At 60.1% G+C, this 23,555-nt stretch carries 20 protein-coding genes and 4 pseudogenes; 11 read left to right on the forward strand and 13 right to left on the reverse strand.

The features are described 5' to 3' along the window. Window positions 1-116: 116 nt before the first annotated feature. Entirely contained in the window at window positions 117-1,088 is a 972-nt protein-coding gene (locus GSQ83_RS14345; RefSeq protein ID WP_254065691.1) for a substrate-binding domain-containing protein, read from the reverse strand. A 163-nt stretch (window positions 1,089-1,251) separates the two neighbouring features. Beyond that, entirely contained in the window at window positions 1,252-2,346 is a 1,095-nt protein-coding gene (locus tag GSQ83_RS14350; RefSeq protein ID WP_158803560.1) for a fatty acid desaturase, read from the reverse strand. 157 nt (window positions 2,347-2,503) lie between these two features. Between GSQ83_RS14350 and GSQ83_RS14355 the strand changes: the two genes are divergently transcribed. Next, the gene (locus tag GSQ83_RS14355; RefSeq protein WP_158803561.1) at window positions 2,504-3,544 is read left to right on the forward strand and encodes a LacI family DNA-binding transcriptional regulator; all 1,041 of its coding nucleotides are present in this window, start codon (window positions 2,504-2,506) and stop codon (window positions 3,542-3,544) included. Here the strand turns inward: GSQ83_RS14355 and GSQ83_RS14360 are convergent. After that, window positions 3,541-4,206, reverse strand: a complete 666-nt coding sequence (locus tag GSQ83_RS14360) for a tetratricopeptide repeat protein (RefSeq protein WP_174246665.1) — start codon at window positions 4,204-4,206, stop codon at window positions 3,541-3,543. The genes GSQ83_RS14355 and GSQ83_RS14360 overlap by 4 nt on opposite strands. 452 nt (window positions 4,207-4,658) lie before the next feature. Beyond that, window positions 4,659-4,904 (reverse strand): annotated as a pseudogene (locus GSQ83_RS31350) (transcriptional regulator); the annotation flags it as partial. A gap of 1,529 nt (window positions 4,905-6,433) precedes the next feature. Here GSQ83_RS31350 and GSQ83_RS14370 point away from each other — a divergent pair. From GSQ83_RS14370 to GSQ83_RS29640, 7 genes and pseudogenes are all read left to right on the forward strand, one after another. Further along, window positions 6,434-6,823: a hypothetical protein gene (locus GSQ83_RS14370; RefSeq protein ID WP_158803564.1), complete on the forward strand. Its 390-nt coding sequence runs from the start codon at window positions 6,434-6,436 to the stop codon at window positions 6,821-6,823. Between the two features lie 522 nt (window positions 6,824-7,345). Beyond that, the gene (locus tag GSQ83_RS31355) at window positions 7,346-7,816 is read left to right on the forward strand and encodes an acyl-CoA dehydrogenase N-terminal domain-containing protein (protein ID WP_371418021.1); all 471 of its coding nucleotides are present in this window, start codon (window positions 7,346-7,348) and stop codon (window positions 7,814-7,816) included. 13 nt (window positions 7,817-7,829) lie between these two features. Continuing rightward, window positions 7,830-8,093 (forward strand): annotated as a pseudogene (locus GSQ83_RS31360) (acyl-CoA dehydrogenase family protein); the annotation flags it as partial. Between the two features lie 289 nt (window positions 8,094-8,382). Further along, window positions 8,383-9,123: an acyl-CoA dehydrogenase C-terminal domain-containing protein gene (locus GSQ83_RS31365; protein WP_371418025.1), complete on the forward strand. Its 741-nt coding sequence runs from the start codon at window positions 8,383-8,385 to the stop codon at window positions 9,121-9,123. A gap of 63 nt (window positions 9,124-9,186) precedes the next feature. Then, on the forward strand, window positions 9,187-10,818 hold the full coding sequence (locus tag GSQ83_RS14380; RefSeq protein ID WP_371418026.1) for a long-chain fatty acid--CoA ligase: 1,632 nt from the start codon (window positions 9,187-9,189) through the stop codon (window positions 10,816-10,818). Between the two features lie 653 nt (window positions 10,819-11,471). Next, window positions 11,472-12,404, forward strand: a complete 933-nt coding sequence (locus tag GSQ83_RS14385; protein WP_158803566.1) for a Ku protein — start codon at window positions 11,472-11,474, stop codon at window positions 12,402-12,404. Window positions 12,405-12,749: 345 nt separating this feature from the next. Then, window positions 12,750-13,033 (forward strand): annotated as a pseudogene (locus tag GSQ83_RS29640) (IS21 family transposase); the annotation flags it as partial. Between the two features lie 732 nt (window positions 13,034-13,765). Here GSQ83_RS29640 and GSQ83_RS14395 read toward each other — a convergent pair. Together GSQ83_RS14395 and GSQ83_RS14400 are read right to left on the reverse strand one after the other, a co-directional pair. After that, the gene (locus GSQ83_RS14395; protein WP_158803568.1) at window positions 13,766-13,981 is read right to left on the reverse strand and encodes a hypothetical protein; all 216 of its coding nucleotides are present in this window, start codon (window positions 13,979-13,981) and stop codon (window positions 13,766-13,768) included. Window positions 13,982-14,039: 58 nt separating this feature from the next. Then, window positions 14,040-14,648 carry a hypothetical protein gene (locus GSQ83_RS14400; protein ID WP_158803569.1) on the reverse strand — a complete coding sequence of 203 codons (609 nt, stop codon included), beginning with the start codon at window positions 14,646-14,648 and terminating at the stop codon, window positions 14,040-14,042. A gap of 528 nt (window positions 14,649-15,176) precedes the next feature. Here GSQ83_RS14400 and GSQ83_RS14405 point away from each other — a divergent pair. Then, window positions 15,177-15,362 (forward strand): annotated as a pseudogene (locus GSQ83_RS14405) (transposase zinc-binding domain-containing protein); the annotation flags it as partial. Here the strand turns inward: GSQ83_RS14405 and GSQ83_RS14410 are convergent. The 6 genes from GSQ83_RS14410 to GSQ83_RS14435 all read right to left on the reverse strand — a co-directional run bounded on the left by GSQ83_RS14410 (window position 15,356) and on the right by GSQ83_RS14435 (window position 19,383). After that, window positions 15,356-15,661, reverse strand: coding sequence for a site-specific integrase (locus GSQ83_RS14410; protein WP_158803570.1), 306 nt, complete (start codon window positions 15,659-15,661; stop codon window positions 15,356-15,358). The pseudogene GSQ83_RS14405 and the gene GSQ83_RS14410 overlap by 7 nt on opposite strands. A gap of 314 nt (window positions 15,662-15,975) precedes the next feature. Beyond that, window positions 15,976-16,608 (reverse strand): class I SAM-dependent methyltransferase, encoded by a 633-nt coding sequence (locus GSQ83_RS14415; RefSeq protein ID WP_158803571.1) that lies wholly within the window; start codon window positions 16,606-16,608, stop codon window positions 15,976-15,978. A gap of 107 nt (window positions 16,609-16,715) precedes the next feature. Continuing rightward, on the reverse strand, window positions 16,716-17,129 hold the full coding sequence (locus tag GSQ83_RS14420) for a nuclear transport factor 2 family protein (protein ID WP_158803572.1): 414 nt from the start codon (window positions 17,127-17,129) through the stop codon (window positions 16,716-16,718). A gap of 81 nt (window positions 17,130-17,210) precedes the next feature. Further along, entirely contained in the window at window positions 17,211-17,813 is a 603-nt protein-coding gene (locus GSQ83_RS14425; RefSeq protein WP_158803573.1) for an NADPH-dependent F420 reductase, read from the reverse strand. 31 nt (window positions 17,814-17,844) lie between these two features. After that, a complete protein-coding gene (locus GSQ83_RS14430; RefSeq protein WP_158803574.1) occupies window positions 17,845-18,597 on the reverse strand; it encodes an SDR family NAD(P)-dependent oxidoreductase in 753 nt (250 codons plus the stop codon). A 51-nt stretch (window positions 18,598-18,648) separates the two neighbouring features. Further along, a complete protein-coding gene (locus GSQ83_RS14435) occupies window positions 18,649-19,383 on the reverse strand; it encodes an SDR family NAD(P)-dependent oxidoreductase (protein ID WP_158803575.1) in 735 nt (244 codons plus the stop codon). Window positions 19,384-19,609: 226 nt separating this feature from the next. Between GSQ83_RS14435 and GSQ83_RS14440 the strand changes: the two genes are divergently transcribed. Continuing rightward, a complete protein-coding gene (locus tag GSQ83_RS14440) occupies window positions 19,610-20,506 on the forward strand; it encodes a LysR family transcriptional regulator (protein WP_158803722.1) in 897 nt (298 codons plus the stop codon). A gap of 836 nt (window positions 20,507-21,342) precedes the next feature. On the opposite strand, the gene GSQ83_RS14445 is transcribed toward GSQ83_RS14440, so the two are convergent. Next, on the reverse strand, window positions 21,343-21,603 hold the full coding sequence (locus GSQ83_RS14445; RefSeq protein WP_158803576.1) for a hypothetical protein: 261 nt from the start codon (window positions 21,601-21,603) through the stop codon (window positions 21,343-21,345). A 601-nt stretch (window positions 21,604-22,204) separates the two neighbouring features. On the opposite strand from GSQ83_RS14445, the gene GSQ83_RS14450 reads away from it, so the two are divergent. Beyond that, on the forward strand, window positions 22,205-23,218 hold the full coding sequence (locus GSQ83_RS14450; protein ID WP_158803577.1) for an SDR family oxidoreductase: 1,014 nt from the start codon (window positions 22,205-22,207) through the stop codon (window positions 23,216-23,218). Window positions 23,219-23,555 lie beyond the last annotated feature (337 nt).

The following is a 23,555-nucleotide window of genomic DNA, read 5'->3' on the forward strand; positions in this document are numbered from 1 at the left end:
GTCGCCGGTCTCGCGCCCGGATCATGATAGACTCTCCCGGCCTGCAGCTATCCTAGGAATAGACGCCCTTCGATCCATCCGGCGGCCATGTGCATCTTCCTTTAGGCTACAGGATGTCAGCGGGTTCCTTGCTTGGCAAATTGCCCGATCTGTGCCGCGTTTTCCTTTGTCACGAAGGTCGGCCCCGTCAGCAGTGGACCACCGCCGCCGATCACATTACCATTGGTTTTGTAGAGCCAAAGCGAATCGATGGACTCGTAGCCCTGAACAAAAGGTTGGATATCAATCGCCCATTGCAGCTTACCTTGCTCGATAAGTGTGATCGCACGCGGGTCTAAGCCGAATGTGCCAACCTGAGCTTTGCTGTTGGCGATTTTGATCGCCTGGAGCGCGGGTGGCACGAAGTCGGCTCCGAGAGTGACGACAAAACCGACCGCTGGATCCTGTTGAAGTTTTGCCGTTATCCGGGACTGCGCGCTCGCCATATCGTAGCCGGGCACATAGACGGTCGATAGCTTGCCCTTAAATGTCTTCTGAATTCCGTCGCAGCGATCTTCCAGTTGGATGGCTCCCTGCTCTTGATCAATGCAAAGTGCCGCTGTGACACCGGCCGCGTTCAGCCGGTCGCCGACAGCCATGCCACTACTCGTCTCATCGGTGCCGATATAGGACATCACGCCCATCTGCTTCCAGTTGTCTCCGGCCGCGTTGAAGGCGACGACCGGGACATTCTGCGAGACCGCCTGTTTGACCGCTGTGGACATCGCCAGAGGAAAAGCGAGCGTGAGGGCGATGCCATCCACATGCTGCTGCAGAACATTGGTGACCAATTGCGACTCCCCTGATCCAGTCGGATTGGCAAGGTAGATCAACTTGACGTTGTCCTTTAGGGCGGCGGCCTGCGCTCCTTTGCGGATAACGTCCCAGAACGTGTCGCCAGGCTGGCCGTGGGTTATAATCGCAAAGGTATATCTCGGTGGACCCGACGCCGAACTGGCCGTTGGAAGCGCAGCGGTGGCCGCCGAAACAGTAACAGCAGAAATGAAAAGGAGAGCTTTCTTCAAACACTTCATTTTCTTGGTTCCCATTGTCGTCCTCGTTCGGTGAGCACCGGAGGACGGATTTTGATTGAACTAAGGCACAGCCAGGTCAGACATCTTTGCTAACCCAACTCTATGCACATCATTCAGCCGTCACTGCTGCCTATCCACTGACCATCATGAAGCGGATTCAAGCTACGTGGCCCGAGTATCACGCGGCGAGATGTCGCCCAGAGTCATTTGCCACGTTCAAAGGGCGATCCTCCTCGGGGAGAGCACGCAGGACAAAAAAGGATGGATCGCTAACCTGCCGTCTAACCGCCGGGATGATCTCCTGATAGGTCGTCCAGAGACTGGAATACGTCACCGGACATTGGTCTTTGATCATCTCATGCAGCTGCGGGAGATTGTAGAACGGCACCATCGGAAACATATGATGCTCGATATGATAGTTCATGTTCATGTACAGGAAGCGGAAAGCGGGGTTCATGTAGAAGGACCTCGTGTTCAGGCGGTGATCACGAATATCCTCGGCCAGGCCAGCATGCTGTGTGATGTTGAAAAGCTGCGCTAGAAATCCTCCATAAAATCGCGGCAGGAACACGAACATCGCTGGCAGAATACTGTGGGTGACGATGCAAAGAACGATTACCGCCAGGAAGATGGCGACATAGAGCCGCGAGAGCCAGAGGACTTTGCCACGCTCCAGCTCCGGCACGAAATGCTTGCCATCCTCCGACAAGCGTCCCATCGCATGGTTCAAAATGTAACGGAGCTGAGTAAAGCCGCTTTTGATGTAGAAGACATCGAGTAGCATGCCAGCTATGTCTGGCGGCCGGGGAACGGCGATCTCCGGGTCTTTGCCAACTTGCAGCGTATCGGTGTGATGCCGTGCGTGGCTCCAGCGCCAGTAAACACCCTCGTGCAGCGTCATGAACGCAGAGAGGTGGTACAGGGCCTCATTCAGCCAGCGTGTTTTGAACGGCGTGCCGTGGGACAGCTCGTGGGCACTATGGTCGGAGGCTGCATAGAGCACGCCGTAGAGCGCGAATGCTGGCACGCACCAGACCGTGCCCCAGGTGAGGAATGCGACGGTGCCCGAAAATGCGAGAAATCCCAGCCACGTTACGAAATGCCGGAGGGATTCCTTGTCGGACCGTCGCATCAGGGCCTTGAGGGCCTTGCGGTCAACCTTTGCCGAGAACCATGCCTCCTCGACACGCGCCTCGAACCCTCCGTCACGAAGGTCTTCCGTTTCCGCAACCGGACTGGCGAGCTTGTATCGTCCCGCGAGAGCGTGGCCCATTATGCCTCCCAATCCTTGAAACAATTCGCGCGTATTTTAAGCGGAGGCCCTTTGAGGGCAATTTGTTTCCGTTGCCTAACGCTATCGCTCTGGCCTATGGACGTCCACGCAAATGGTGGTGGTTTCCCATCATTGCCATGGCAGCGGGGCGCGGCTGATGAAGCGGCATGAGAACGCCAAGTTCGACCGGAAGCGGGCGACGATGGAGGATGTGGCGGCTCTCGCTGAGGTCGGTGTGGCTACCGTCGACCGGGTGCTTAACGAACGCGGCGGTGTCCGCTCGGAAACCGCACAGGTCGTGCTGAAGGCGGCCAGGCGGCTTGGTCTGAAGCGTATTTTGCCTCCGTCACATCACATGGGACTTCGCATCGAGGTCCTGCTCAATCGGCGCGAGCTGCCCCTCATAGCTAGGATGGCTGAAGCCTTCGAACACATCGGCCGGAGCCTCGACCGTTCGATCATTGTGCAACGAACATTGCTCGCGGATGACGAGCCTGCTCATATCGCGGCTAGGCTGAAGGCCACGACCTGCAACGCGGTCGTTATCTACGCGCCCGAAGACGAGATCGTTGTTGAGGCCGTCAACGCGGTCACTGCGGCGGGCGTGGCAGTCGTCACGGTTATCTCGGATCTGCCGTCCTCCAGGCGTTTGGCTTACGCCGGGATAGACCACTTCATGGCGGGCGAAACGGCTGGCTTCTTCTTGTGCCAGATGATCCGGCAGCAGGGCCCGATCCTTGTTCTGTGTCACAACTTCCGGATCCAATCGCATTCCGAGCGGATCCGCGGCCTGCGGACTATCCTGGAGAGGGAGAATCCTGGCATACACATCGCTGACATCGTCCAAGGACAAGACAGCGTAGCGCTGTCGGGCCGCCTGCTTTCGGAAGCAGTTCGCCGGCATCCGGATATAGTCGGGATCTACAATGCGGGGGCCGCCCATGAAGCCATCCGAAAGGTATTGCACGAGGTTTCGGGGCAGTCTGTGCCGATCTTCGTGGGCCACGAGCTTACAACAGAGACGCGCGGCATGTTGCGAGATAGGACAATGACGTTGGTCATCGATCAGAATCCATTTCAGCAAGCCCAGAAAGCGATCGATCGTCTTCTTCAGCATTACGGCTACCGCGAGACAGAGGTGGCGCCACCCGATCGCCAGGGCGTGCAATTCACATTGCATGGTCCGTTCAACATCTAGCAGCGACTTAGCCCAGCACCACATCGGCCGAACCTGGAACGGGTATTCCGATGTTTTCCGAGAACCACGCGCAAACAACGACGTGATTGCCAAGAAGGCCCGAAATACGGGTCAATGCGCCGGGCATCGCGCATGGACTCAAGCCCCTCTTCCGCGCGGCCTATCCGGGTAAGGAGTATACCGAGATCGGCCTTGCTCGCCGGGTTGGCCGGATTAATCTCATTGGCGCGCTCCATATGGCGCAGCGCCGTATCGAAGCAACGTCTTTCCAGGTACAGATGGCCCAGCGCCGCGTGGCTCGTGCCTTCACCATCAGAGAGTTCGACCTCTCGCTTCGCCAGTGCGAACGCGCGATCAAGGACTTCCGGCGGCCATGCGAGCGCCCGGCTAAACTCGCGTTGCAGGATCATCGCCAATAGGCTGTGAGGGAGTCCGTATCCGGAGTCGAGTTCGATCGCCTGCTCAAGGGCGCGCTTAGCTTCGGCCCGTGCCAAGGGTTGGTCCCATACCAGCCAGTTGGCCCGCATCTTAAGGTCGTAAGCGGCCGGACTGGACGGTGGCCTACGACGCAAATGTTCTGCCGTGCTCACATACACCCGGCCGACCAGGGTTCCCGCAATTGTTCGAACCAGTTCGTCCTGCAGGGCGAAGAGATCTCGCATCGGACGATCGTAGCGTTCGGCCCAGACGTGATGGCCAGCCTGGCGTCGATCAACTGAGCCGTGATCCTGACGCGCTCTCCGAGCCGGCGGACACTGCCCTCTGCCAGGTAACGCACGCCAAGCTCGCGCCCCACCGCCTGGATGTCAACGCGATGACCCTTGAAGCGGAAGGTGGCCTTGCTCGAGGCAACCGCCAGCAATTGCCAGCGTGATAGATCAGTTATGACGTCCTCGGTGATCCCATCTGAGAAATACTCTTGCTCGCGATCCGAAGACATGTTGACGAATGGCAGCACGGCGATGGAGACCCTGACGCGCCCGCCGAGGTTTCCGCCGTCAGAGGCGCTCGCTGCACCCGCCTTGGTCGAGCCATGGCCGCACCCGGGCCGCCCAGGCTCCCCCGAAGCTCGCTGCTGGGCGGCGGCGGCGGGTAGCACCAGCCAGTAGCCGCGTTTCGGCGCGGTTTTTAACACCAGGCGGTCGGTATCCTGGAATGCACGGCGGATTTCGTGCACGCACTGCACAAGGTTGTCATCGGTTACGATGCGGCCGGCCCACAACGCATCCATAAGTTCGTCCTTGGTGACGAGCCGGCTGGCATGCTCAGCCAAGTAGCGCAGGACAGCGAACGCTTGTGGCCGCAGGGCGACTGAATGCCCCGAAGTAGTACTCAACGTCTCGCTGCGCGAAATCGGCAATCACATCATTGACGGCAAGCTTCCGACCCTGAACGTCCATCGGGCCCTCCGAAATAACGGGCCTCGGCACCCCGAGACCCCTTATAGCACATTCCGACGGGGTTGCCGCCTCAGCCTGCACCGTGCTGCGTCGAGAAATCATGCAAAAATTCGGCGGCCGATCGGATCGCCTTCGTTACGCAGGAACCGGAGCGACCTATGATGTGTAATCTGATTCGGCGCTTCGACCGTAACCACGTCCCGCTCGTTCCGGGCCATGGATGTCGCGTTGGGCAAGGCGAAGATGTCCGACAATGACATACTGACGTACGGAGGGTATTTCCCATCTATTTGACTCGAGGAGATCGAACTAACCCACCTACTGTTCGAACCGTCGAAGGAGCGGACTTTAATCAAGTGCACTCTGGTGAGTATCACGTTTTGTCTTTCGTTGGTCGCGGGACGCGCGGCAGCGCAGACTCCGTCTTTCCTGTGCACTCCGGAACAAACAGTGGGGTTTCTTTACCAACTTCACTCCGAACACTGGGTTCCGCAGACAATCCTCCAAGACCATCAGTATGTGGTGCGCCCATTTGACTTCTCTGGAAAGGACAACAGTCTTTAAGCCTTTGTCGAAGGAGATTCATTTAAGCCAACATTTGGAGTCTTTGATAAAGCAGAGGATAATTTGTTGTCACTGTGTAGGATGACGCACTCCGGCGTCACCCCAGAATGCATCCCCTATTTAGACGACGTTACCTTTAATCTAAAATGATCGATTTCAGATTTATTCCGCCGGAGAGTATTTGACATCGGGTTGGCATTTCTCCCCTGAGCCGCCGATGCTCGCAATTGGCCGTCGCCAGCCTTACGACGACACAGCGAGGTTCGAGAAACCACCAGCGCAAATCTTGAAACGGGGGAACCGTCCCGACGCCTCGAGCTTGGGCTCGACTGGCGAACAGTCCGCGATCTCTGCACTCGCCAGATTCAGAGGACTGGCCTCAACCAATGCGAACTTGCAGGCGTCCAGTGAGCTCACGAACCGTGCACGGCACGCCTTGATGTCCGAGGAGAGCGTTCTCCCACGGTCGATCGGGTGTTGCCGGTCCTCCTAATGTATGATGAGCTTTAGAGCTCAGCGAAGCATGCAGAAGGACGCCGGCGAATGATTGGGAGGCCATCCGACATTTGGTGGCCGTGCATCTCGGCCTCCTTGTTGAGCGATGGCATGACGCTACTCGCTTTGTCGAAGACCCGGGACTCGACAGCTTCAAACTGCTAACCCGCCCATGAGGTTTGAGTTCGACTGGACCATCGATTTTGAACAGACGCCACATCTGCCGCCCTCGGACGGTTGATTGACGCTGTGGAAGCGCGGCGACCTTGGCGAGCGAGCGAAGTGGTTCCTTCTCACCAAGGCAGCGGCAAGGCCCTGAAGGCGCCCGGGGGCGGCCAAGTCCCACTTTCCCGCTTTCCGTGCGTTATACAACCCAGAGTAGTTAGATTGCGACTGCGCCGACAAGGTTGGCGTCCCAGTAGAGCCACGGTTGCAGAAAAACATTGACATCAACCGGCGCGGCGTAAGCATGGTTATCTTGAAAAGCGAGTTGATACCGACCGCTTCAGCAGCGCGCCGGGCTTTTCTTTCCGACTATCATGCCGTTGGGCGGGCCCACAATGTGATCGACGCTGTTGTTCACTCGGAGGAAGAAGACTCGAATTTCGGGGCGTTTCGTTTCGAGACGCTGCCTGTTCCTGGGGATCGCATCAAGGTTGGCGACATCCGCGGAACCCCGGGGGTCCTCGTTGTCCTCTATGTCGAACACCATCCCGTAATGCTGCCAGTACCGGCTGCGGCCAATCAGGACCCGAGCGTCGCCATCTGTGCGCGTTTCATTCAAGATTTGTCGGAGGACGAATTCGAGGCAGAGAATTAGCTGTCAGCCGCTTTCGGGAGGGAGCGATGGACGACGGAAAGGAACCCATTTGGCTCCGCATGACAATTGCCGCAGTGTTCTGCTTCGCAGTGGTCTCCGTCGCCATCTTGGGAGCTGCTGTCGTGCACGCTTTCCTGTCGCCTTGAGTGTCCGCAACGAGACCGTTTAAGACCCTCGAAGCTCCCAAACACCGAGAACCAATGCCCCAATCACTTGAGCCTCTTCGAGTCAATAGCAGTCATATTGCTTCGCAGCTCACGCTCGCGACGCAGTTCTCGATCCGCCGTCGACCATCCGTCGATTTGGCCTGTTCAGCAAGCTGCATCGGACGAAGCCGTCTAATAACAAGTCGACCTTCCTCGGTGATCTCACGCAGGATCTCGGTTGCTGGCTCAAGCCGCGATACCCGCGGCGCGACTATTGGGCAAGACGGACCAACGTCTTGCCCCCACGAGGTGTCTCTGAGACGGATCATCATCTCGTGGAGCGTCCAGACTAATTAACCGGCCGAGAGAGCTGACGATGCCTGCCTATTCTGCTCCCGTCACCGACATGCTCTACGTGCTGGGCGAGTTGCTCAGTGTCGAGAGCGTGCTGTCCGAGCTACCCGGTCATGCCGACGCATCTCTGCCGCTTATGGGAGAGGTGCTGCGGGAGGCTGCCCGGTTTTGCTCGGAGATAGTCTTCCCGCTCAACCGGCTTGGTGATCAGGAAGGCTGTACGCTGGACAACGGCGTAGTGCGCACGCCGAAAGGTTTCCCCGAGGCTTATGCCGCCTTCGTTGCCAGTGGGTGGGCCGGATTGTCGCATGACGCAAACCACGGTGGCCAAGGACTGCCGCGAGCGCTGCAAGTACTCTTCGACGAGATGCTCTCATCGGCGAATTTCTCTTTTGGGCTTGTCACGAGCCTAACCTGTGCCGCGGTGAAGGCAATTTCTGCCCACGCCGGCAGATCTACAGGCCGTCTATCTGCCTCGTATGGTCAGCGGTGAATGGACCGGAGCCATGGCGCTTACGGAAGCCCACGCCGGCACTGACCTTGGCCTGCTCCGCAGCAAGGCCGAGGCGGCGGCGGATGGCAGCTACCGTGTGACTGGCACCAAAATGTTCATTACCGCGGCCGATCACGACATGGCGGAGAACATTATCCACCTCGTGCTGGCACGTCTGCCGGATGCACCACCGGGCATCAAGGGAATCAGCCTATTCCTGGTCCCGAAATACCTTCCAGGTAAGGATGCACCGGTTGGGCTGCGCAATAGCGTGACCACCGGTTCTCTCGAGCACAAGATGGGCATCAAGGCCTCGCCAACCTACGTGATGAACTACGACGGCGCGACTGGCTGGCTGGTTGGCCAACCACATCGTGGACTGCAGGCCATGTTCACGATGATGAACGCGGAACGGCTATTCGTCGGCATCCAGGGCCTGGGGATTGCGGAGGCGGCGTATCAGGGCGCCAGCGCGTATGCCCGCGAGCGCCTGCAGGGCCGTGCGCCCGGAGTGGCAGACGGACCAACCACCCGCTTCCATCCTAGTCCACCCCGACGTACGCCGCATGTTGCTGACGATCAGGGCCTTTACAGAAGGCGGCAGGGCGCTAGCCGTGTGGCTGGCGTTGGAGATGGACAAGGCTGCGCTGCATCCCGACACATCGGTGCGTTCGGCGGCGGATGGACTGGCGGCGTTGCTCACGCCCGTGATCAAGGCAGCCTTCACCGACATGGGATTCGAGAGCGCGGTGCTGGGCCAGCAAGTACTGGGCGGCCATGGCTACATATGCGAATGGGGTATGGAGCAGCTCGTCCGTGACGCTCGTATCGCGCAAATCTATGAGGGCACCAATGGCGTACAGGCGCTGGACCTGGTCGGCCGGAAGCTCGTCCTGGAGGATGGCGCGCTGCCAGGCCACTTCTTCGCCCTGGTGCGAGCGACTATCACCGACGGAGCCGGCATACCCGGCGCTACCGAGTTCACGCTCCCGCTCGCCGCGGCGCTGGACCGGCTAGAAGCGGCAACCGTAAGGCTTGTCAACCGCATGCGGCGAGATCCAGCGGAAGCCGGCGCCGCATCGGTGGATTACCTCCGCTTCATGGCGCTGGTGGCGCTCGGCTGGATGTGGACGCGCATGGCGCTCTTCGCCTTGACCCGCGGTGCGGCAATGGAAGACCATCATCGCAGCAAGCTCAGCGTAGCCCGATTCTTCATGGCACGGCTCCTACCGCAGACCCTCGCACTGGATGCGTCGGTAGCCGCGGGGGCAGCGTCGCTTATGGCTATGACCCAGGACGAGTTCTAAATCCGGCGTGTCAAACGACCCAAATAATCAGAAGGAAATGGGAATCCGATGCGAGCCATGATGATGGATGTCCCGCTCTCGGTCTCGTCGATCCTCCTTCACGCAGCGCAGTATCATGGGCAGGCGGAGGTAGTTTCACGCAGCTTGGATGGCACGATCCACCGGACAACCTACGCCGATCTCGGCCGGCGTTGCGCCCGTTTGGCGAACGCCTTGTCACGTCTGGGCATCAAAGCCGGTGAACGGGTCGGCACGCTCGCCTGGAACGGCTACCGGCACCTGGAAGTCTACTATGGCGCCGCCAGCGCCGGCCTGGTCTGCCACACGATCAATCCGCGGCTGTTCCCCGACCAGATCGAATTCATCGTGAATCATGCCAGCGACCGGGTCCTGTTCACCGACCTGGATTTCCTGCCGTTAATCGCGCTTGTCGCAACCCGCCTGACCCAGCTCGAGACGGTCGTCGTCATGACGGATGCCTTGCAAATGCCCGCCAAGTCGCTCGGCTCGTTCTCGATGCTTTGCTACGAGGACCTACTGGAGGCAGAGTCCGACAGCTTCAGCTGGCCAGTGCTGGACGAAAACACTGCAGCCGCCTTGTGCTACACCTCCGGAACCACGGGCTACCCTAAAGGCGTGCTCTACAGCCACCGGTCGATCGTGCTGCACGCCATGATGGCCTGCACGCCGGATGCATTCGCATTGTCGGCTCGATCGGTGATCATGCCCGCCGTGCCGATGTTCCACGTCAACGCCTGGGGACTACCCTATGCGGCTGCCATAGTCGGAGCCAAGCTGGTTCTGCCAGGGTCAAAGCTCGACGGTGCGAGCCTTCACGGACTGATTTCGGCAGAGCGCGTCACGTTCACCGCAGGCGTCCCGACCGTTTGGATGGCTCTGCTGGATTGGGTCATGAAAAATGGGCTCAGTCTTGAGCCGCTCGAACGAGTAGCCATTGGCGGGTCGACCTGTCCTCCGGTCATGCACGAGCGTTTTCGCAACCTTGGTGTAACGCCGTTGCATGTTTGGGGAATGACTGAGACCAGCCCGGTTGGTTTGACCAATACACCGAAAGCCGGCATGCCGCCCAAGGCGCCGGAGGAGGAAGCCCGCTTTGCGGCCAAGCAGGGCCGCCCAGTGTTTCCCATGCAGTTCCGCGTCATGGACGCCACAGGTGCCGAGATTGCCTGTAACGGAACCGCCTTTGGCGATATGCAGGTTCGCGGGCCATGGGTGGCATCCAGCTATTATGGCGACGAGCCCAATTCCTCCCACGCCGGACCGGGCTGGTTATCGACCGGAGACGTGGTGACCATGGATGCGGACGGATACTTTCAGGTGGTCGATCGCAGCAAAGATGTCATCAAATCCGGTGGCGAGTGGATCAGCTCAATCGAACTTGAGAATATTGCCCTGTCTCACCCGGCTGTGCAGGAGGCGGCCTGCGTTGCCCGTCCGGATGCGCACTGGGGTGAGCGTCCGTTACTGGTCGTCGTCGCAAGGCCGGACGCCGCGACGACAGAAGAGGAAATTCTGTCGCATTTTTCCGGGCGGGTACCACGATGGCGTATCCCGGATAGTGTTGTTTTCGCGCCGGAGCTACCTCACACGGCTACGGGAAAGCTGCTGAAGACCAAGATACGCGAGCTCTACTGCATGGCACCGAAAAGCCGCGAGTTTGGGATGCTTCGCTGAAGGTCATTTTCGATTCCAGAGTTGTGGGGGAATCTCGTCGTTGGTGGAATGAGGAGCTCATTTGCTATGGCCAAGCCTAAAATCTCGATCGACTACTCCAGCAGGGGCCCTCACGCGAGCCGCACAGACACTTGAGCCCCTTTTGATTGTTCAAGAGGGCCGTCGCCACGCATTTCAACAATGCGACAGCGGTTCAAGTTCGCGAATAACTAGCCTTGCGTCGATGAATATGCCCCGCCGCGGGCTGGAGCAACACGATCCTTAGATGGTCCCAGCGCCAGTCGCGGCGGGGCACACAATATCGGAGACCCATCCATGCGTTTCAGGGTCTATGCTGACCCTGCCCTATACTTCGTGTTACGCGAACTGGAGAGGAGGATGCGGCTGGCCCGGAAATTGTGAATAGAGTCTTATTCTTCCCTTATCGGCGTTTTGTGAAGCTGAGAAAGTTTCTCTGCTCTGAGCAAGCTGCTGCACCTCACGAAGTTGTGTAGTGACATCGCGAGATCGACCGTCTCGTCGCATCTGCGGATTCGCAAGATGATGCGACCATCTTCTGTGATCCTGGATGAGCGCGGCCGTAAATACACTCTTACCTGGCAGCGCTCACCACCGCATCCTTAGGGCACTAGAAACTTTCCGGTGGCTTGACTATGGCATCACGACCCATCTGGCGCGGGCATCTGCGCCTCGCGCTCGTTTCCTGTCCCGTCGCCCTCTATAACGCGAGGCACGACCGGGCTGCGATCCGCTTCAATATGATCAACCCCGACACCGGCAACCGCATCAAAACCGTCACGCAGGATAGCGTGACCGGCGAGCCGCTGGAACGCGGCAAGACCGTCAAGGGATACGAGTTCGACAAGAACAGGTATCTCATCCTGAGCGACGAAGATTTTGAGAGCGTGAAAGTCGAAAGCTCCTCCATCATGTCGGTGGAGAAGTTCGTTGATGCAGGGTCTATCGATCCAATGTATTATGACGCCAGCTACTTCCTGGCGCCCGACGGCAAGGCCGGTGAGGACGTTTACGCGGTTCTCCGTGAAGCGATTGCGAAGACCGGCAAAACAGCGCTGACGCGCGTCGTCATCTCTCAGAGGGAGCGGACAATCGCCTTGCGCCCGATAGGCATAGGCTTGATGGCCCACACACTTTACGAAGACCGCGATCTCAACAGCTCGGATGACCTCTTCGAAAAGGCCGCGCAGCTCAAGACCGATCCTGAGATGGTCGATCTTGCCACGCAGCTGATCCAGCGGCAGTCCGGCAAATACGATCCCGCCGATCTCGAAGACCATTACGAGATCCGGCTCCGGGCCCTGATAGACGCGAAATTGGCGGGTGGCGGACTGGTAACGGAGCCGGAAAGGCCCATTGAACGCGGAAATGTCATTGACCTTGTGGCGGCGCTCAAGAGAAGCCTCGCGCAGGCGAACACCGTGGACGAACAGCCGAAACCAACGAAGGTGCGTAAAGAGCCGGATCGTCGTCAGACGGGTCTCAAGCTGCCGATAACGGGTGGCAAGAGTAAGGCGGCCGAGCCCGAAGCCCAGCCGGTCCCGAGCAGGACGAAACGGAAAGCGTAGCCGTTCATCACCACAACGGTTCGGTCCGTTTCTGCTCTCGAAACGAGGGGGCTTGAGTGCAGGCTAATCCGTTTCGTTCTTTGCCGACGGCACTTCGGCGGCACCGACGTAGACCCAGCCGCCGGTCGTCACGTCATCGGCGTGAATGCCGACGGCTTGGTAGAAGAGCCAGTGGTCCATTGGGGACATCGGTCCCGGCTTTTTTATCTGACCTGGCCCAGGAGGTTGATCGATGGCCGACGACATCAGTCGCGTATGACGTGAGGTTTCCGTCAGACGAAGTGAGAATGCGACCCCCTGACGAATTGGAGAACTGACCTCCTCGAGATTTAGAAGGAAGAACAGATGGAGAGTGGGGTTCCAGAATTTCCTGCATTGGCGAGGACAATGCAGGGAGAGGAGATGCTTCAGCCTGAAGAGGGCACGGCGATGATGCAGCTCCATGGGCTTGGGTGGGGAGCCAAACGATTGTCGAGCGAGTTTGGCTGCGCACGGAGTACGGTGCGGCGTTACCTTCGGGCTGCGGCATTATCACGTTCCATAAGCCTGAGCGGCGATCGGCATTCGATGGGCAAGGCGACTGGCTGCGTGAACGCTTTTTCCGGCACGATGGCAATGCCGATGTGATTACTATCCTGGGAGACAGCTATCGCCTTCGCGAGAAGCGCAGATCCGGCCTTCTGCAGAAGGCGGGATCTGCGCTCGATACCGCCGAAATCAGTGCACAATGAGTGGGGGTCAATTCTTCAGTTCGCCCCGGGGTTAGTTCTCTGATTCGTTTGACAACATGCGCAACTGGAAGCCTCGGCATGGCGCACCGAGCCCGGGTGACGAAGCCGTCGTGCTGACGCCCGAGGAGTTGGCAGCGATAGAGGGAGCACGTAAGCAACGCAGAAGACGCGAACCGACGCGCCGGCGCGGCCTCCAAGGCGCGTCTGAGGGCGAAGCGCGAGGTGGAGGAGGACGCCGCGACTGATCCTCGGGGATTGCCGTAAGAGCCCGTCATTCACCCGCCCCTCCCCAGCGACGCGGCGGCCCGCGCACCGTGTTTCCCGTGCGCCGAATCTGAACCTCGACCGAAGAATCGCCGACTATCCTATCCACAAAATCGACGATCTGCTGCCCTGGCAATGGAAATCATAGACCTGGGGCAGATTTGCTCAAACACCCCATCCCGCGGCCGTTGGCTGACGCTTACTTCACGGCCTCCATCATCGGCATATCACCGCGCTACTGCATGAGAAGCTTAATCGACGCCACGGTGCTCCGCTTAAAGACCGGGCATTGCGCGCCTCGATGAAGCATTCGGGCCAATCCGAGAGGAGGTGCACGAGGCTGAATTCGGGCGGGTGCACCGGCCGCTATTCGCAAGCAGCGCGATGTCCCTGGAGGATGACGTAGTTCGCTCCCTGGATGGCGCGCACGACCTCCGCGGCGAGATGGGCCGCAGCGATCCTGTCAGCCGGATGCACCGACCGCCGGCCCATGCTTTCGAGCCTTGTCTGAACGAGCCGGGTGAGTTCCGCGTCATCAACTGGCTGAAGGTCCGAGGGGATGAGCCTGACCTGGTCGTTCATGGATCGCCCTCCCCCATCGCGAAATAACAAAGCGCGAACAAGACGGCGAGCGGGGGATTCAATCCGGCGCGCAGTAGGTTACCGCGGCAGCCGGCTGCTGGTTGATCGCCAGCTCAACCTCATCGCCGTGAGTCCAGGTCATGTCCCGAACCGACCCGAAGTCGCTGTCCTTCTGTGGCTTCCCCAGCTTCGCGATAAGGTTCTCAGTCAGCGGCCGCACATCGTCGCCCGTTGCATTGTACAGAACGCACTTCAGGCGGTGGGTCTCGGTGTCGAACATGAAGCCCATCTGATACGCCAGGGGGCCTTCGCGGTAATGGCCCTTGACGCTCAGCTCCCAGTGTAATTCGTCATAGCGTGTTCGCTCGTTCGGCGGCAGGACGTGTGCGGCGCCCCCCGACGCTGCTACGACCTCCTCGGGCGTCATGCCCCAATGAGTGAACGCCCAATTCGCCCGTGCCGACGTAGCGATGCCGCAGACTGCGAATGCGAGGATGGCCGGCAGCAACCTGACGCGTCGGGGCATCACTACTTTTTGGGCTGGCATACGTGTCTCCACTGAGGCCGCCACCGATTCTGATGAATGATCGCCCGATTGCTGATCAGGCGCAAATAGCAGCTGCCAGAATCTTCCCCAGGACTCGCGCATCTGGTGGCGCATCGCCATGTTGATCGCCGTGACCTAGTTGCTGGTGAAGGGGGTGCCGCCGATGCTTGGGCGATCCTCCCAGCCTAAACCTCGCTGATAGTCGAGAAACCTAACTCCAAAATGTTTGCGCGGGCTGTTTCCGGTAAGGGCCAACTTCGGGCCGGCGAAGTCTTCCGAGCGCCTTTCAGACAAGCATAAGGGGGCGCACTCGCTAAGAGACCCGTTGCGGTCTGGGGCAAACCAGGCTCATCGATCGGAAGGCGAACTCGGCCACGAGAACCGGTGTTTGGATCGCGCAAGGCGGAATAAAAAATCACGGCGACTGAGCTCCAATCTGCTCGACTGGCTGATGTGACTCTGGCCAAGCCTGCCAAGGTATGTACCTCGGTTGATACCTCGGCAGCAGTGAAAAACCTCACATTAGGGTGGCAAAATCTCATGACTGCGGTGGGCAGTCGGCGCATGGCTGAGCAATCAGTCCGTGCCCAGCCTCGAGTTCGATGCCGAGGGGTATGGCTCAGACTGATCGCTGGGCCGGGTAGGAGAATGCCCATTCAAGGCGCGTCGCTTTCCACCGTGCAGCGCCACGCGATGCGAGCGATCGGGCTGTGCCGCACCGCAGCCCTCGGCGGGCATGTCGAGCGCTGCGACGGCTGCGGTCATCAACGCATCGCCTACAACTCTTGTCGCAATCGCAACTGTCCTAAGTGCCAGTCACACGACCGTCAGGCCAACAAAGACAGTGAAGCAGGTTGAATAGGACCTGGAACCGACGGTCCAGTCGCGCTTGAGGGTGGTTTGTAGAGGAACCGCAGCGCCGTGACCGCGACGGCCATCGAACTGGGCGATAGGTGCGGCTCCTGGGTCAGATAGAGTTGAAAGGCTCGGATCTTGGCAGGCCCGAGGAGTTCTGGCGATTTGTGGAAGTATTGTGCGAATATGGCGACGTATTGGACGTAGGCACGTTGCGTATGTCGCGAGAAGCCGCGAAGCTTCATGTCCTCGGTCATGCGTTGGCGAAGCGGGGTCATCGATTGCTCCTATGCAGGTGTGGCGTGCCACGGTCCTGCAAACGGGGCAGTCAGATGAACAACGAACGATTACCGGCCTCGCGGAAGACTACGCCGGATTGCTCAACCTATCGCGCGCGACCACGCGACTCCCGCGCAGCGGGTTAGTCCAACAGAGCTTCTCGCGTGTTAATATGTTGTTTACGTGCCCTGCGGCAATCTTCTCCAAGCTGGTCGGCTCGACCTTTCGCTACACGGCCGACACCAGCTCGTGGTCGAAGATGCGGCCGTAGAAAGCCGAACTCCTGAAATCGCTTGGGAGTGCCCGAGACCTGTCAGGGCTTCACGAACCGATAGGCGAGGCGATCGGTCTCGCCCTTGATCCCGGGTTCAAAAACCTTGATCGAGTGCGAATCATCCTTGTTCACGAGCAAGGTGCTTTGTGCATCCAGCACGAAGCCGGCCGCCTCCACCTCATCGCGGACGGCCGCAGGGTCGATCCGATGCAGAGACTGGGTGTCGCTCGTGCCTGAGCCTGCGGCGGCGGCATGGTCTACGATGACATAGTACCCGCCGGGCTTCAGCAGCTTGTAGACAGCTCGATTGAAGTCGGCCGCCGTCGCGCCTCTGGCCTGGATCAGCGCGGTGTGGAGATCGTGGTAGAAGAGGTGCAGCCAAAGGACGTCCGCCGGCTGTGTGACCTCCGGCATCGCCACGATGTCCGCTGAGACAACCACGACGTTCTCTCGGCCCGGCTCCTTCGCAAGCGTCCGCATGCTGCCGACCGGATCGTTCTTGAAATGGGCGACTTCGGCCGGCACGAAGCTGTAGACCCAACCTCCGAGCCCCACGATGTCGGAGAAGAGGCGGGTCCAGTTGCCGTCGCCCGGGTAAACGTCAATGACAGTGGAGCCCGCATCGACGCGCGAGAACCGGATCAACTCAGATTGTTTGGATTGGTCGTACATCAAGATCTCCATTACAAGTCGGCATTTGAAGAAGGCGCAGCGTGCGGGGGCGCGATCCGCGGCTCATTCACCGTCGACCCTGAGTCGATGGCCGCAGATGGCCAGCGCTACGCCGGCCCGGACGCATCTACCTCGGCCGCCCGCGCCAATGCCTGGGTGTCGACATATTCCCGAATGCTCGTCAGTCTGCCGTCCCGGACCGTGATGGCGAAGATCCAGTCGTCCTCGAACGTCTTGTTCGTGGCTTTGATCTTTCCCCTCGCGAAGCCGATGACCAGGACCCGGTCTCCTTGCGCTACGAACTCCCGGGGTTCCGTGGACGTTTCTATCGACTTGGACGCTGTCCCAAGCAAATTCGCCAGCCCTGCGTGCCCGCGATACGTTCCGGCCAGCGGCCAGGCCTCGCCCGGAATGATCCACTCGATGTCTTCGGCGACCAGCGCCAGCAGCGCCTCCCTGTCGCCACGGCCGAGTGCGGCGAAGAAGTCCTTCACGGTCTGGATGTTCTTCTCAATGCTCATGGGAATGCCTCCACTTCGTTTGGATCGGATCGCGCTCGATTCGATCCCTGCATCGTGGCCCTGCCGGTGCGCACGTCGTCTTCATCCGTCGACTTTGACCAGGTCCTTAAAGATCAGCCGACCCCAACTATTTCCGCGCGCCTGCACAAGCAGTCCGCCTTCCGAAAGCCCGCCAAGTTCGATCGGCGCGAAACCGAGATTTTCCGCAAGCGCACCAATCTCCGCCGCGGCAGCGTTATCGTCGCTCGCCAGGAACACGACTCTCCTGCCCCCATGTGCGGCCGGATCTTGGTCGAGGACGGCCGCGGCCAGATGATTGAATCCCTTGACCAGTCTTGCGCCAGTAAAGGCCTGCGCGATGAACTTGGAAGAAGGCTGTCCTCCCAGTTCCTCGGGCGGCACGCCGTAGGCATTGGTTACGTCGATGATTGTCTTCCCCTGCCAGGTGGGGAGCGCCTTCGCGACATCCGGGTGCGCCTCGAAACGGACAGCCAAAAAGATGATGTCCGCCTTGACCGCTTCCGCCAGTGTTTGGGGAATGACCGTGGGTCCGATCGCGGCCGCATCGGACGCGAAGCTTTCCGGGTCGCGTGTGGTTGCGACGGACACTTCGATGCCGTTGCGGGCAAACGCCTTGGCAAGAGCGCGACCGATCTTACCAAAGCCGATAATCGCGTAGCTCATAATGCCTCTCCGATCTTGTGTTAGCGCCGGATCAGACCTGCGCCATGCCTCCATCGACGGCCAGATCCACGCCGGTGATGTAAGAGCTTTCATCGGAGGCAAGGAACGTGACGGCAGCCGCGATTTCCTCTGGCCTGCCCCGTCGACCCATTGGGACCTGTGACGCAAACTGGGCGGCCGCTTGCTCGGCTTGCTCAGGGGTAAGGCCCGTCGTTGTCTCCAAGGCAGGGGTCTCGGTTGGACCGGGGCTCATCGCATTCACGCGGATTTTGCGATCTTTCAGCTCCAGTGTCCAAGCGCGCGCAAAGCTACGGACAGCCGCCTTACTCGCGGCGTAGGCACTGAATCCTGGCAGGCCCAACACATTCGACACCGAAGAGTTCAGGATAATCGAACCGCCGTCCTTGAAGAGGGGAAGGGCCTTCTGCACCGTAAAGAACAGACCCTTCACGTTCACATCGAAGGTCTGATCAAAATGGGCCTCAGTAGCTACCGCGAGCGGTCCGATTGTGCCCGCGCCCGCGTTCGCGAAGAGAATGTCGATGTGGCCGTGCTTCTCTTTCACGACGGCATAAAGGCGGTCCAAATCTTCCAAGCGCGACACGTCGCCCACGACCGTCGTAACGTTTCTCTCGGTGAAAGTTGCGGCTTCCTTCAGCTCCTTCTCTCGTCGACCCGTGATCACGACGTGCGCACCTTCGCCCACGAAACGTTTGGCTGTGGCCAACCCAATCCCGCTGCTTCCGCCCGTGATGACTGCGATCTTGCCTTCGAGTGTTTTCATAATACTGTTCCCCTGGTGCTACGTGGGCCCGGCATGGGAACCGCGCCGGGGTCAGAGTTGCGCCAGGCCGCCGTCAACGGCGACCTCGCTGGCGGTCATGAAGCTGCTGTCCGATGATGCGAGAAAGGCGGCCACGGCCCCGATTTCCGCCGGATCGGCCATGCGCTGGAGCGGCGTCATCGCGGCGTAGGCCTTCTGGCCCTCCTCGCCGAGCGCCGCCTTCGCGAGTTCGGTCGCCGTCGCCCCGGGGGACAGCACGTTCACCCGAATGCCAGTGCCCTTTAGGTCCTCCGCCCAGGTGCGCGCGAGGTTGCGCACAGCCGCCTTGCTCGCGCTGTAGGCGGTCATTCCGGGGGCGCCGGTGGTGCCGGCGCTCGAACCGGTCAAGATGATCGAACCGCCCTTGCCCATCAGCGGCAGCGCCTTCTGGACCGTGAAGATCGTGCCCTTCACATTGGTGTCGAAGGTTTCGTCAATGTGCTCGGCGGTGATCTCGCCAAGCTTGGCCACGCTTCCCGCCCCGGCGTTCGCGAAGACGATGTCGAGGGTCCCGCGCTCGGCCTTGACCGCGGTGTAAAGCCGGTCGAGGTCGGCCAGATCGGACACCGAGCCCATTACGGCACGGGCATTGGGTCCGAGTTCTGCGACGGCGGCGTCGAGCGCTTCTTGTCGACGGCCGAAGATGAAGACGAAAGCGCCCTCCTCGATGAAGCGCTTTGCTGCGGCGAGGCCGATGCCGGTGGCTCCGCCCGTGATGACAGCGGTTTTTCCACTCAATCGGGTCATGTCGTGCATCCTTCGTTTCGCTATCTCGGGTTTTCGACGGAGGGGTGATGTCTCCCGAGGGCCTCAACATAGCTTGCCGGAAGCTGGCGATGAGTGCGGAATCGCGCACATCGGTGGTGCGAAATCGATCCGGCGGGATGGTTGAACGGCGCGGCAATTGCGCGCGCTGCGGCTCGATGTGGTAGAACGGGCTCGGAGGGCGCAGCTGGCGGCGCGAGAATGCACCATGATCGACTGGGATGACGTTCGCTACTTTCTTGCCGCGGCGCGCGGAGGCTCAGTGCGGGCTGCCGCCGGGCGCCTGGGTGTCAACCACTCGACCGTGCTGCGACGCATCGCCCAGCTCGAGGAACGCCTTGGGGCGCAGATGTTCGAAAAGCTACCTTCAGGATACCGCCTGACGGCTGCGGGCGAGGAGGTCCTTGAGCTCGCCATCCAGATGGAAGCGTCGTCGCACCAGCTGGAGACGCGCGTCTTCGGGCGCGACCAGAGCGTGCGCGGGCTTCTGCGGGTGACGCTAACGCCGCCCCTTGCGACACACCTGCTGATGCCGGACTTCGCCGATTTCGCGCGTCTGCATCCGGACATCGAAATGGAAATCTTGTCGTCAGGTGAGCTGGCAAATCTGACCAACCGAGAGGCCGATGTCGCGATCCGCGTCGTTTACGACCGCAAAACCCTGCCGCTCAATCTTCACGGCCTGAAGGGACCGGAGCTGCTCGGCGGCGTCTACATGTCTCGCGATCGACTCGCCGCGTGGCGGGCAAGCGCACCGGATTCCATCCGGTGGATCGTCATCAGCATGCATGGAATTCCGGACTGGGCCAGCGAGGGCGAGGTTCGCACCACAGGGGTCCCATTCAGGACCACGGATGCTGAGGCACAAATCGCTGCAGTAAGGCAAGGGCTCGGGATGACGACACTGCCGTGCTTCATTGGCGATGCCGATCCCCTACTGGTGAGGGTGCCGGGCACCGATCTGCACATGTACGGAACGGTTTGGCTTCTCACACAGGGGGAGACACGCAAGACGAAGCGCGTGCGACTCTTCACGGAGTTCGTGTCCAGCAGGCTCGCCGCCTACGCGCCGCTTCTCGCGGGGCTGTCAATACCGCGCGACTGACGCTCGGAAGGTATCTGTCGACGCTTGCAGCGGACAAGTGTCTGCAAGCGGACATCCCTAGCGTATACCTTGTCCGTAGCGCGGCCCGCCTTCCGCGGTCCGGACTTCAGGGGGAGCTGTTGCGCCAGACATCGTCGCACCCCTTCCTTCCCTCCTTCCCTCCATCAAGGTAACGATCGACATCACCTTTGACGTCGATGCTCCAGATCTCAGCCCGCTGAGTGTTTGCATCGTCGATCTTGATCCGAACTGTAGCGAGGCAAGGCTCGTCTTCACGTATGGTCCTCGGCCGACCGCGCCGTCCACGCTTTTCGCTGACCTCGCGGTCGGCGAGGATTTGACGATCTATCGTTCAACCTTGTTTCGGGCATTGGATAGCCGCGTGTCCGCCCACGCAGCATTGCTGGAGGCGGTCGATCCCAATGACCTGCTCAATCGAAAGTCGTTTGAGCCGAAAACGCATTGCGCTAGTCAGAGGGAGCTTCAACAACGCACAGCGAGGCCTCGACGACGACACACATCGCGAGCGAGACGTTCGGGCAAGTCGTGGAGGTGCTCTTTCAATCGGCTCTCACCGATCCCGTCGATCCCGCGAAGCGGACGACGGCCGAGCAGCTCAAAGGCGGCTGGTGAGCAAATTCCGGGCGGCCTGCATCCAGGCTTCTACGCCAAACTCACTTCGCTCCTGCCGACGTTCGACTTGTTCGGCTACCCCGGCCACTGATCCCACCCTTATTTAGCGCCGCCAACTGGACTGAGCGCTGAAGCGTCACCTCAAGATGCTCCCTGCGTCGAAACTGTAGTTCGCATTTCACGTCGCGATAATCGCGTGCCATTCAGACGCGACGGACATAGTCATATCGGTGATTGAGCCACTCCGTGCCGGTGCCGTCCGCCATCGTGAAATACTGCTCGTTTGTGTCGTGATCGGGGCCTTGCGTAGCGAGTTCCTGCCGCATCCGTAGAAACTGGCCGGTCGATATTGTGCCGCCGACGACGGCTATGGGTGCGAAGCTTAATGCGATCCGGTCGAGGTTGCCGGTCCAGGCTCCAGGCCGGCATAAAACCGACCGGATCCCTTCTGTCGAAGGACACATAGTCCCAGCGGCCATCTAGTCGGTTGTAGCAGAGCAGGTCGGTTCGTTTGACGGCCGAGTGGGTAGTATCCCCCGGCAGACGGATGAACTCCTGAATCAACGTGCCGATCATCACACGTTCGCCGACCAAGCCAGTGCTTATAACTGGAGCGGCATGAGGAGCGGGCCAAACTGTTTCCGTGACATCCCAAATGCCTGCGCGCAGGCTGAGGAAGCGCGCTTCCGGTCCTGGCTCATTGAGTGGCTCGCTCATCGCCGTTCCGGCAGCTGGGGCGGTTTGACTTGAACTTTGCGCTAGGCGCTGTCACGAAACCGCAACTTCAGCTCGCGATTTGCTCGTCTTACTCAATCCGCGAGATCGGAGAGTCGGAGACCCTAACGTCTTTCCGAGGTGGCGAGGGCGTTACCGGATCACCAGCCAAATGTCGGGATGGCAACGCGTTAAGGCGCGAAGGTGAAGAGGCACACCAGGCGGGGCCACCCGCTCACACGTTCTCTTGGCAACTCCAGGTTTTCCTCGAAACTCGAACGCCAGGCTCCATATCGCAGCGGGAGCATGCAAGTCCGCGGATACCGCTGCTCCATTTCGGGAGGCTGCCTCATGGCAATTAGCGACGAAAAGGCGATTTCGCGGCGCAACGTGGTCGGTGGAGCTGGCATCGGACTGGCTGCTGTCGCGGCGGCGGTGCGGCCGGCTCTCGGCCAACAGACATCGTCACCGCCCTCGCCGTCGCGGCCGTTGCAAGACCCGACCCACAAATACCCACGACCGCCTTTTAAGAAGCAGTTGCAAGCCTGGCCGGGTTTGGTCAGCAAAATGGAGCCCCGCCCTAACCATGGCGAGCAGAGCTATCGGGGATCAGGTCGGCTCGCTGGACGCAAGGCGCTCATTACCGGAGGTGATTCCGGGATGGGCCGCGCTGCTGCTGTTGCCTACGCGCGCGAAGGTGTTGATGTGGCAATAAATTACCTTCCTGCCGAAGAACCCGATGCCCGCGAAGTCATCGCGCTCATCAAGGCAGAAGGTCGGGTCGCGGTTGCAATTCCCGGAGATATTCGCGACGAGGCCTTCTGCCAGAAGCTTGTCACGGATGCAGTCGCCGGGCTCGGCGGTTTGGATATCTTGGTGAGCAATGCCGGCCGTCAGCAGGCACACAACTCCATCTTGGACATTTCGACCGAGCAGTTCGACTGGACGATTAAGACAAACATCTACGCGCCATTCTGGATTATCAAGGCGGCGCTGCATCACATGCCGCCCGGCTCTGCCATTATCGCGACGACGTCGGAACAAGCGTACGATCCCACGCCCGATCTTTACGACTACGCGCAGACAAAGGCGGCGACGATGAATTTTGTTAAATCTCTAGCCAAGCAGCTTGGCCCGAAGGGTATTCGTGTAAACGGCGTGGCACCCGGGCCCATTTGGACGGCGCTTCAGGTGACGGGCGGTGCGTCACAGGAGAAGCTCGAAAAGTTCGGAAGCATGACGCCACTTGGTCGTCCCGGTCAGCCAGCGGAGCTGGGCTCGATCTATGTCCAGTTGGCGGCCGCGGATGCCAGTTTTGCGACCGGACAAGTCTATGGCGCGGCGGGAGGCAGCGGTCAGCCGTAAGACGCCCCCGTCTCAAGCTTGGCACCTCAACCGAATCGCGCGATCGCACCAGACGACCGCAGCCGCGATCCCAATCGCAGCCTTACGGCTGCCGCCCCTGACGATCCTCAACTGCGTCACATGGCGGTCGTGGGCGACACCTACATCCTCATATCGGAGCGCAGACTGCGAGGCGCTTTTGGCTGATCGACATGCTGGTGCCCGACGGCAGCGGGCCGCCGCCGCACCGTCATAATTTTGAGGAGATATCCACGCTGCTGGGCAACGAGCTGGAGTTCGCCTTCCGAGGGGAGACGCAAACTTACGAGCACCCTCGGCCATCAACATTCCGGCGAGT

It is taken from the genome of Acidisoma sp. L85 (assembly GCF_009765865.1).
In the GTDB taxonomy this organism is placed as follows: Bacteria; Pseudomonadota; Alphaproteobacteria; order Acetobacterales; family Acetobacteraceae; genus Acidisoma.

Bases quoted from the DNA above. Each gene is read 5' to 3' on its own strand.
- GSQ83_RS14345 (WP_254065691.1), bottom strand. From the start codon at position 1,088: ATGGGAACCAAGAAAATGAAGTGTTTGAAGAAAGCTCTCCTTTTCATT.
- GSQ83_RS31365 (WP_371418025.1), top strand. From the start codon at position 8,383: ATGTTGCTGACGATCAGGGCCTTTACAGAAGGCGGCAGGGCGCTAGCC.
- GSQ83_RS14355 (WP_158803561.1), top strand. From the start codon at position 2,504: ATGAAGCGGCATGAGAACGCCAAGTTCGACCGGAAGCGGGCGACGATG.
- GSQ83_RS31355 (WP_371418021.1), top strand. From the start codon at position 7,346: ATGCCTGCCTATTCTGCTCCCGTCACCGACATGCTCTACGTGCTGGGC.
- GSQ83_RS14440 (WP_158803722.1), top strand. From the start codon at position 19,610: ATGATCGACTGGGATGACGTTCGCTACTTTCTTGCCGCGGCGCGCGGA.
- GSQ83_RS14350 (WP_158803560.1), bottom strand. From the start codon at position 2,346: ATGGGCCACGCTCTCGCGGGACGATACAAGCTCGCCAGTCCGGTTGCG.
- GSQ83_RS14430 (WP_158803574.1), bottom strand. From the start codon at position 18,597: ATGAAAACACTCGAAGGCAAGATCGCAGTCATCACGGGCGGAAGCAGC.
- GSQ83_RS14395 (WP_158803568.1), bottom strand. From the start codon at position 13,981: ATGAACGACCAGGTCAGGCTCATCCCCTCGGACCTTCAGCCAGTTGAT.
- GSQ83_RS14385 (WP_158803566.1), top strand. From the start codon at position 11,472: ATGGCATCACGACCCATCTGGCGCGGGCATCTGCGCCTCGCGCTCGTT.
- GSQ83_RS14420 (WP_158803572.1), bottom strand. From the start codon at position 17,129: ATGAGCATTGAGAAGAACATCCAGACCGTGAAGGACTTCTTCGCCGCA.
- GSQ83_RS14435 (WP_158803575.1), bottom strand. From the start codon at position 19,383: ATGACCCGATTGAGTGGAAAAACCGCTGTCATCACGGGCGGAGCCACC.
- GSQ83_RS14380 (WP_371418026.1), top strand. From the start codon at position 9,187: ATGGATGTCCCGCTCTCGGTCTCGTCGATCCTCCTTCACGCAGCGCAG.
- GSQ83_RS14445 (WP_158803576.1), bottom strand. From the start codon at position 21,603: ATGTGTCCTTCGACAGAAGGGATCCGGTCGGTTTTATGCCGGCCTGGA.
- GSQ83_RS14425 (WP_158803573.1), bottom strand. From the start codon at position 17,813: ATGAGCTACGCGATTATCGGCTTTGGTAAGATCGGTCGCGCTCTTGCC.
- GSQ83_RS14360 (WP_174246665.1), bottom strand. From the start codon at position 4,206: ATGCGAGATCTCTTCGCCCTGCAGGACGAACTGGTTCGAACAATTGCG.
- GSQ83_RS14410 (WP_158803570.1), bottom strand. From the start codon at position 15,661: ATGACCCCGCTTCGCCAACGCATGACCGAGGACATGAAGCTTCGCGGC.
- GSQ83_RS14450 (WP_158803577.1), top strand. From the start codon at position 22,205: ATGGCAATTAGCGACGAAAAGGCGATTTCGCGGCGCAACGTGGTCGGT.
- GSQ83_RS14400 (WP_158803569.1), bottom strand. From the start codon at position 14,648: ATGGCGATGCGCCACCAGATGCGCGAGTCCTGGGGAAGATTCTGGCAG.
- GSQ83_RS14415 (WP_158803571.1), bottom strand. From the start codon at position 16,608: ATGTACGACCAATCCAAACAATCTGAGTTGATCCGGTTCTCGCGCGTC.